This is a genomic window from Rhodanobacter thiooxydans LCS2, from assembly GCF_000264375.1.
Taxonomy (GTDB): domain Bacteria; phylum Pseudomonadota; class Gammaproteobacteria; order Xanthomonadales; family Rhodanobacteraceae; genus Rhodanobacter; species Rhodanobacter thiooxydans.
The window spans coordinates 1-2,610 of sequence record NZ_AJXW01000118.1 but is presented as its reverse complement, the minus strand read 5'-3'; the positions used below and the strand labels follow the sequence as shown (position 1 = coordinate 2,610).

At 70.5% G+C, this 2,610-nt stretch carries 6 protein-coding genes; all 6 read left to right on the top strand.

Going from position 1 to position 2,610, the window contains the following annotated elements:
* Positions 1 to 8 precede the first annotated feature (8 nt).
* Positions 9 to 212 carry a GIY-YIG nuclease family protein gene (locus UUA_RS19695; protein ID WP_063107856.1) on the top strand — a complete coding sequence of 68 codons (204 nt, stop codon included), beginning with the start codon at positions 9 to 11 and terminating at the stop codon, positions 210 to 212.
* A gap of 128 nt (positions 213 to 340) precedes the next feature.
* Positions 341 to 964 (top strand): YbhB/YbcL family Raf kinase inhibitor-like protein, encoded by a 624-nt coding sequence (locus UUA_RS17975; protein WP_008439545.1) that lies wholly within the window; start codon positions 341 to 343, stop codon positions 962 to 964.
* A 130-nt stretch (positions 965 to 1,094) separates the two neighbouring features.
* Positions 1,095 to 1,250 carry a DUF1328 family protein gene (locus UUA_RS19060; RefSeq protein WP_008439533.1) on the top strand — a complete coding sequence of 52 codons (156 nt, stop codon included), beginning with the start codon at positions 1,095 to 1,097 and terminating at the stop codon, positions 1,248 to 1,250.
* 53 nt (positions 1,251 to 1,303) lie between these two features.
* Positions 1,304 to 1,666: an ElaB/YgaM/YqjD family protein gene (locus tag UUA_RS17965; RefSeq protein ID WP_008439531.1), complete on the top strand. Its 363-nt coding sequence runs from the start codon at positions 1,304 to 1,306 to the stop codon at positions 1,664 to 1,666.
* Positions 1,667 to 1,689: 23 nt separating this feature from the next.
* The gene (locus tag UUA_RS17960; protein ID WP_008439529.1) at positions 1,690 to 2,160 is read left to right on the top strand and encodes a hypothetical protein; all 471 of its coding nucleotides are present in this window, start codon (positions 1,690 to 1,692) and stop codon (positions 2,158 to 2,160) included.
* The gene (locus tag UUA_RS17955) at positions 2,157 to 2,480 is read left to right on the top strand and encodes a hypothetical protein (RefSeq protein ID WP_008439527.1); all 324 of its coding nucleotides are present in this window, start codon (positions 2,157 to 2,159) and stop codon (positions 2,478 to 2,480) included. The genes UUA_RS17960 and UUA_RS17955 overlap by 4 nt, the downstream gene beginning before the upstream one ends.
* Positions 2,481 to 2,610: the final 130 nt, after the last annotated feature.

Below are 2,610 nucleotides of genomic sequence, written 5' to 3'. Positions count from 1 at the left end.
CTTCAAAGTTGAATCCGTCCAAGAACGACGTGGTCGAGGGTTATACCCACCGTTACGGCGTGCATGCACTGGTGTGGTACGAACTTCATCCCACCATGGAGTCGGCGATCCTGCGCGAGAAGACGCTCAAGGCCTGGAAGCGCGACTGGAAGATGCGGTTGATCAGCCAGGGCAATGTTGAATGGCGGGACTTGTATCCGACTATTCTGTAATTGTCGAAGTGCGATTCCTGCCTGCGCAGGAATGACGACGGGAAAACGCGGCGCCCTCCACGCTCGTCATGCCTGCGCAGGCAGGCATCGCACTCGACAGGCAACCTGCCATCCAGCGGAGACACCCCATGCACCTGCGCAGCGACAACTTCGCCAACGGCCAGCCAATCCCCGCCGAGTTCGCCTTCGGCAAGCGCGGCGATCCGGTCGCGCTGTCGGACAACCGCAGCCCGCAGCTGGCGTCGAAGGGCGCGCCGGCCGCCACGCGTTCGTTCGTGCTCACCTGCATCGACCCCGACGTGCCCAGCCGCGGCGACGACGTGAACCAGCCCGGGCGCAGCGTGCCGGCCGACTTGCCGCGAGTGGAGTTCGTGCACTGGCTGATGGCGAATATCCCTGCCGAGTGCGGCGAGCTGGCCGCGGGCAGCTGCAGCGACGGCGTCACCGCGCATGGCAAGCGCGCACCGTTCGGGCCGTCGGGCAGCGTGCAGGGCATCAACGACTACACCGGCTGGTTCGCGGGCGACGCGGACATGGGCGGCGATTATCTCGGCTACGACGGCCCGTGCCCGCCGTGGAACGACGCGCTGCTGCACCATTACCACTTCAAGCTCCACGCGCTCGACGTGGCTGCGCTGCCGCTGCGCAACGGTTTCACGCTGGCCGAGTTGCGCGCGGCGATGGCCGGCCACGTGCTGGCCGAGGCGGAGCTGGTCGGCACCTACAGCCTGAACCCGGCGCTGACCGGCTGAACCCGCGTAGCGCAAACGTCGGCAGCGCGTGCACGGCGCTGCCGACACCCTTCACACCCGCATGGCGCAGGCTGTGGGTGAATAGCCGCAACGGCGGTTCCCCGCCGCCATTCCCCCCGAGGACGCCCCCATGCTTCACTACGCCCTGGTTTTCCTGGTCATCGCGATCATCGCCGCCGTGCTCGGCTTTGGCGGCATTGCCGGTGCCGCGGCCGGGATCGCGAAAATCCTGTTCATCATCTTCCTCATCCTGGCGATCATCGCGTTCTTCCGCCGCGCCAGCTGAGCGCGACCATCGAGCCGCGACTGTGCCACCATGAGTCTTCTCCGGAGCATGTCATGAACGAGCAAATCCAGCCCCCCGAGCCGGTCGCCGGTGACCGCATCGACCAGCGCGCCGAGCGCATCAAGCAGGCCACGTCCGAAGCGGTGGCGGCCACCAAGGACAAGGTCGAGCGCGCCGCCGACCGCGTCGAGGAAGGCCTGCACCATGCCACCGACAAGGCCGCTGGCGCCGCCCACAAGGCCAGCGACAAGGCGGCCCGGGTCGGCGAGCGCGGCCGCGAGGTCTACGACGAGACGAGGGATCGCGCCGACGCCTGGCTGGAGCAAGTGCGCGACTACGTGCGCGAGAAGCCGGTGCAATCGGTCGCCATCGCGCTGGGCGCCGGCTGGCTGCTCGGCCGCATCCTGCGGCGTTGACCCACGCGGCACGGGGGCCGGGGATGCACGACGAGGAAGGTGAGTCGCCCCGTGCAGCGCCGTCGCCGGAGCCGTCGCCGCCACCGTCCGGGCTGCTCGACGAGCTCGGCCGGTTCGGCCGCGCGGCGAGGCAGTTGTTCGGCGCCCAGGCGCAACTGCTGGCGGCGGAACTGGGGTTGGCACGCAGCGCCGTGTCATGGCTGCTGCTGGCCGGCCTGGCCGCCACCGTCGCCGGCGTCGGGCTCGGCCTGACCCTGCTCGGCTTGGCCGGCGTGCTGCTGGCGACATGGTTCGGTTCGTGGATCTGGGCGCTGCTGCTGCTGGCGGTGTTGCAGGTGCTGTTCCTGTTCGGCGCGATCGCGCTGTTCCGTCGCTGCATGCACTGGATGAGCCTGCCCGCCACACGCAACGAGTGGGGTGCGATGATGCGCGCGGGCCTGCAGCCGGCGGAGACCACCGCCGAGCAGGATCGCCGCGGGGAGGATCGGGCATGAGCCTGTTCAGGCAGATGGCAAAGGTGCAGGCGGCGCAGCGACGCGTGCATGCCGCGCGCCATGCCCTGGCCCCACCGGCGGCGGCGCTGCTGGGCCGCGGCCGCGAGCATCCGTTGACCATGGTGGGCACGGCGGCCGGCGCCGGCTTCGTGCTGGGCAGCCTCAACGTGCATCCGTTGCGGGTGCCGGGGCTGGGTGCGCTGCTCGGCGACCGCCTGGCCGAAGTGGCCGCCCACGCCGTGCGGCTGGTTGCGGAACTGGCGGCGGTGGCGCCAGTCGCCACGGCCGCGGCGCATGCCGCGAACGACGAGCCGGCATGAGCGAATCCGCACCGGTGTTCCCGCCCGCGACCGGCGACGTCGTCGCCATGCCGCCAGCGCCGCCGGCGAGCAGCCCGGCGTTGCACGCGGGGGCGCCGCGGCTGGCCGCCGCGCGCGCCATGCGCCGCCA